The sequence below is a fragment of the Candidatus Berkelbacteria bacterium genome, from assembly GCA_016187225.1.
GTDB lineage: Bacteria > Patescibacteriota > UBA1384 > JACPKC01 > JACPKC01 > JACPKC01.
The window spans coordinates 1-3941 of record JACPKC010000001.1 but is presented as its reverse complement, the minus strand read 5'-3'; the positions used below and the strand labels follow the sequence as shown (position 1 = coordinate 3941).

General features: G+C 47.2%; 5 protein-coding genes and 1 tRNA gene. 1 reads left to right on the top strand and 5 read right to left on the bottom strand.

From position 1 onward, the window contains the following. Positions 1 to 643: inner membrane CreD family protein (locus tag HYW32_00030; protein ID MBI2589413.1), on the top strand; the 643-nt coding region annotated here is incomplete at its 5' end. 81 nt (positions 644 to 724) lie between these two features. Here HYW32_00030 and HYW32_00025 read toward each other — a convergent pair. The 5 genes from HYW32_00025 to HYW32_00005 all read right to left on the bottom strand — a co-directional run bounded on the left by HYW32_00025 (position 725) and on the right by HYW32_00005 (position 3852). Continuing rightward, the gene (locus HYW32_00025) at positions 725 to 1345 is read right to left on the bottom strand and encodes a hypothetical protein (GenBank protein ID MBI2589412.1); all 621 of its coding nucleotides are present in this window, start codon (positions 1343 to 1345) and stop codon (positions 725 to 727) included. Between the two features lie 287 nt (positions 1346 to 1632). Further along, the gene (locus tag HYW32_00020; GenBank protein MBI2589411.1) at positions 1633 to 2292 is read right to left on the bottom strand and encodes a hypothetical protein; all 660 of its coding nucleotides are present in this window, start codon (positions 2290 to 2292) and stop codon (positions 1633 to 1635) included. 486 nt (positions 2293 to 2778) lie between these two features. Further along, the gene (locus HYW32_00015; GenBank protein MBI2589410.1) at positions 2779 to 3018 is read right to left on the bottom strand and encodes a GIY-YIG nuclease family protein; all 240 of its coding nucleotides are present in this window, start codon (positions 3016 to 3018) and stop codon (positions 2779 to 2781) included. Between the two features lie 93 nt (positions 3019 to 3111). Continuing rightward, positions 3112 to 3185: transfer RNA gene (locus HYW32_00010), tRNA-Gln, on the bottom strand. A 1-nt stretch (position 3186) separates the two neighbouring features. After that, positions 3187 to 3852: a hypothetical protein gene (locus HYW32_00005; GenBank protein MBI2589409.1), complete on the bottom strand. Its 666-nt coding sequence runs from the start codon at positions 3850 to 3852 to the stop codon at positions 3187 to 3189. Between the last annotated feature and the right edge of the window lie 89 nt (positions 3853 to 3941).

Sequence of the window (3941 nt, the reverse complement as noted above, 5' to 3'; positions counted from 1 at the left end):
TTTGAAATCAAACTGGGGCGCACCGAGCTTTAGCGGGGCATTTTTGCCGGACACGCGGGAGATCACAAAAAACAGCTTTGAGGCATCGTGGAAAATTCTTGATTTAAACAGAGGATACCCGCAATCGTGGCTTGGCAGTACGTATAATATCTACTCATCCGCATCAGGCGTAAAACTTTTGGCGGGAGTTGACGGCTACGACAAGGCGACACGCAGCGCAAAATACGCTTTGCTTGTCGTTGTTCTGACCTTTCTCGTATTCTTTTTTGCCGAAGTGTTTAACAGAAAGAAAATACATCCCATTCAATATATTCTGGTCGGGCTGGCAATGGTACTCTTTTACGTCTTGCTCATTTCCATTTCGGAAATAGCCGGCTTTGGCGCGGCATATATCATCTCCAGCATCGCAACTGTCGGCTTGATAACACTGTATTCAAAAAGCGTTCTGGCACATGGCAAAATGGCGCTCACGCAAGGTTCCATTCTCGCGTTTCTGTACCTTTTTATATACATCATACTGCAGTTAGAGGACTACGCCCTGATTATCGGAAGTGTATTACTCTTTTCAATCCTGGCCGCAGTCATGTATTTATCACGAAAGGTTAATTGGTACGCGATTGGCAACGATACGCAGAACAATTAATTTTTTATTTTTTGCCTAGAATGCCCCAGCCGGTGGCGATTCGTTTCAGGCCAGAACCACAAACAGCCAAGCCCCACGAGGTTACGGGCACTTAATAATGTCGTCGATTTCTTGTGCAAGTATTACTAATTGATTTTTCATGCCATCGATAAAACGCTTTGATTCCGCAGGAGTATCTGTCGGTATATTTAAACGAATCATCGAATCAAGTAGTCTATTTGAATAAACCATGTTGTATGTAAGCTGTCTCACAAAACCGCCCATCTCATGTCCGTGCTTTTCCTGAGCAAATCCAAGATTTTGTAAATATAAATCCGTGCCATAATATCCATATGTAATTAGCCATTCTTCATCTTTTAAATCGAGTATTCCTTTTGCGATAGTGCAATTATAAGAAGTAACTGCAGTTAGGGCATCTATCGTTTCCAAATCCTTTTGAGCCGCATTTGAAACAAAAAACAATATCGTAAAAAATAAAGCCATGACCGCAATCAGATTATCATCTTTCCACCCGCGTTTAATAAATTTTAGAAACGCGCCACTCAATAATGCAATTAATATTATGGTTAAAACCAGTAACTGAAAATCGAAAACTACCTTACCGTCTGTCAACAAAGAAAAAATAGGCCAAATCAAAATACCGAGGAGAAAAATTAATATCCCAGCCGAAAGAAAGTTTCTGTGTTTCTTTAAAAATTTCATAAATTTCAAGTCTCATCATGCACAAATACTACATACGAGGTGGCCACCAAATCCCCCTACACTTTTTCCAATACGCCGCTCCTTCGACCACGCTCAGGACGAGCCGCCTGGCGCAGATGGAAACTGGATTCGGTAGCGGGAAGCCCTGCCTGCCGGCAGGCAGGCATGACCGCCCGCGTATGCACCTACTACCATCTGCAACTTTAGCAAAAAATATGGCTCCGCGCAGGGCGCGGAGCCAAAGGGCAAAGGACTCAAATGCAAGTGCACAGTGTCCAAAGTCGAGTTCAACCTGCCTTGCCGGCAGGCAGGCTTGCGGGGACGAGGAACGCAAACGCCCCATTGCCATCCCAGCAAATGCCGGGATGAGTCCAAATCGCGTAGAGCCACGGCCCGTCGTCGAACCGGTGCGCGCCGAGCACGTCCGTGTGGCCGTCGGAATCCTTGATGGTGTCGTGGGGAGCGACGATATACTCAAACCCCATTTCCTCCATCCGCTTGGCGGAAACCGTCTCGCGGATGCGCGGAACAATACCGGCGAGCGGCTTCTCGTACCCGTACTTCTCAATGCCGCGCTTGCGCAGGACATCGACCGTACGGTCGGAGTCGCGTTTAATCTCCCGCGTGGGCATGAGCGCGATCTTGTAGCTCTGCCCGTCAACGAGGCGATGGTTTGTGTTGTAGCCGTCCTTCTCCGTGGACAGCAGACACGACTTCGCCCAGTTGCCCAAGCAGAACCCTGCGGCTTCAAGCCGCTTGACTTCCTGCTCTCCGGTAAGGTCGAGACCGGTGACTGTGAGCACGATGTGGCCGTGCTCATTGCGTTCGAACAAAACCGGAACGAGCTTTTGCTCGCCGCGCAGAAACGCACGAGCGCCTTCGAGGCCACCGAGCTTGTTGAAGACCGCTTCCACGCTCACATCCCCAACATACAGGTTGTACTTCATCGTTTCTCTCCTTTCCGACTGCTAGTCGGGTTTTCCCTGCACCTGCTAGGTACAGGGCCAACGAAGCACAAACGCGGAATGCGAGTGTGCCGTAGCAGAAAACCCTTCGACAAGCTCAGGGCAAGCACCCGAAGCGAAGGACTTTCTGCTACGGCACACCATTTTAAAATCTACCCCCGTTATACGGTATGTCATATTTGTTGTCAAGGAACGGTGGTTGCGGTTTTCTGGCGCAAGTTCGAACATCCAATGCCCCTCATCAAGATAAGCCTATTTTGTAACGATTCTTATGATGTTGGGAGGGACTCCGCTTCGCCAGAACCCTCGCCGGGTTGGTTTAATGTATTCCCTCGTCGCTTCGCTCGCTCGGGGAGCGCAATTTTTATAGTCGCTCTGCTCCTTAAAAATTGGCTGCTGCCGGGCAGGGATTCCACTTCGTATCGGGAGGCCGAAGAATTTCGTGCTAACTTCGTTGACGCGATGCTTTTATTTTATTAAATCCTCTTTCTTCTTGCGGCGCCAGCTTTTGATTTCTTGTTCGCGCCCCCTTGCGTCAAGTAACGTTTGGTATTTTTCTGAATATTTTAAGACAACCGGTCGGCGAATCTTTGTGTAATGCGCGCCCCACTTTGATTCGTTGTGCTCCTTAAGACGTTTGTCCAAATTGTTGGTACACCCCACATAGAATGAGTTGTCCGCGCACTCCAATATGTAAACGAAAAACATACAACCTTTTTCTTCAAATGGATGGTCCCCTCGTCGCAAAGCTCCTCGGGATGACTATTTTTATAGTCGCTTCGCTCTTTAAAAATATGTCAGCTGCCGGGCCAGGACTCGAACCTGGATTTCCACGTCCAGAGCGTGGCGTGAACTACCAATTGCACCACCCGGCAATTACGAATATTTATGACTATAGTTTCGAAAAGAAATTTGTTCCTTCAGAGCGTAAGCCTCTTGTTTCCTTGATATCTGAATCTTGTAAGGACTTCGGTGAGGATGAAAACCGAGCTCCTCCAAAGCAGTATACATAAAATTGAGTAACGAGTCATTCTTGTTTGAAAACAACATCTTATAGGTGTACGTCGGTTCATGAACGCAGAAGGACCCTTCTGCCTCGTAAAGCCCCCGAACACAAGCAATCAAACACCCTCTTTTGCCCCAAATCCACTGCGGTAACACAATTTTGATTTTTCCACGATTCCCTTCCGGAATACCCAATCGTGCACTAATCTTTTTTTGGTAGAGACGGATAACCATACATGCAGAGCTCTTCACTTTGTAGACGTGCGGATCTTTATTAAATACGTTTTTTACTACCCGTTCCGTAAACTGCCATAAATCCGGTTTATCGGTGCCCAAAGAAATATTTAGTGACTCTGTACGAGAGAATTTTTGAATATGTCCATCGCCCAATACCATGCCAATCAGAAAGGCTAACTCTTGATTTTTCTCCAATGGCGGGTATGAGGACGGAATTCGTCCCTCTGCTTTTGCTTGCGCTCTCCATGCTGCAAAATTATCAATTCGTCTTTTTTTAAAGGTACTCGAAATTTTAGCCACACTCGGGTGAGTTTCCTTTGTATATCCCTTGCTCCATGGAGGCGGACGTCTCAACAGACTTTTATACCACCTTGCATAACGCGGGTCAC

Coding starts and splice junctions, on each gene's coding strand:
- HYW32_00025 (MBI2589412.1), bottom strand. CDS start 1,345: ATGAAATTTTTAAAGAAACACAGAAACTTTCTTTCGGCTGGGATATTA.
- HYW32_00020 (MBI2589411.1), bottom strand. CDS start 2,292: ATGAAGTACAACCTGTATGTTGGGGATGTGAGCGTGGAAGCGGTCTTC.
- HYW32_00015 (MBI2589410.1), bottom strand. CDS start 3,018: ATGTTTTTCGTTTACATATTGGAGTGCGCGGACAACTCATTCTATGTG.